The 732-nt window shown below is 60.7% G+C and carries 1 pseudogene; it reads right to left on the minus strand.

Annotation, left to right across the window (positions count from 1 at the left end):
- Nucleotides 1–732: pseudogene (locus ACIF4X_RS29120) on the minus strand (NADH-quinone oxidoreductase subunit C/D); the annotation flags it as partial.

Raw genomic sequence — 732 nt, forward strand, 5'->3', positions numbered from 1 at the left:
ATCCGCCTTGTACGGGCCTTCCGGCATGTTGCGCATGCACTGGTCGATGATCTTGATGCTCTGGCGCATCTCTTCGACGCGAACCATGCAGCGGTCGTAGGCATCGCCATTGGCGGCCAGCGGTACTTCGAACTCGAAGTTCTCGTAGCCGGAGTACGGACGCGCTTTACGCAGGTCGAAGTCGCAACCGGTCGAACGCAGGCCGGCACCGGTGACGCCCCATTCCAGGGCTTCTTTGGTGTTGTACTGGGCAACGCCGATGGTACGACCCTTGAGGATGCTGTTCTGCAGGGCAGCCTTGGTGTACTCGTCGAGGCGTTTTGGCAGCCATTCAACGAAGTCTTTCACCAGTTTTTCCCAGCCGCGCGGCAGGTCGTGGGCGACGCCACCGATGCGGTACCAGGCCGGGTGCAGACGGAAACCGGTAATGGCTTCAATCACCGTGTACGCCTTCTGGCGGTCGGTGAAGGTGAAGAACACCGGGGTCATGGCACCGACGTCCTGGATGTAAGTCCCGAGGAACAGCAGGTGGCTGGTGATCCGGAAGAACTCGGCCATCATGATGCGGATGACGTCGACCTTCTCAGGCACCTTGATGCCGGCCAGCTTCTCGACCGAGAGCACGTACGGCAGGTTGTTCATTACGCCGCCGAGGTAGTCGATACGGTCGGTGTACGGGATGAAGCTGTGCCAGGACTGACGCTCGGCCATCTTCTCGGCACCACGGTGGTG

It is taken from the genome of Pseudomonas sp. NPDC085632, from assembly GCF_044541255.1.
In the GTDB taxonomy this organism is placed as follows: domain Bacteria; phylum Pseudomonadota; class Gammaproteobacteria; order Pseudomonadales; family Pseudomonadaceae; genus Aquipseudomonas.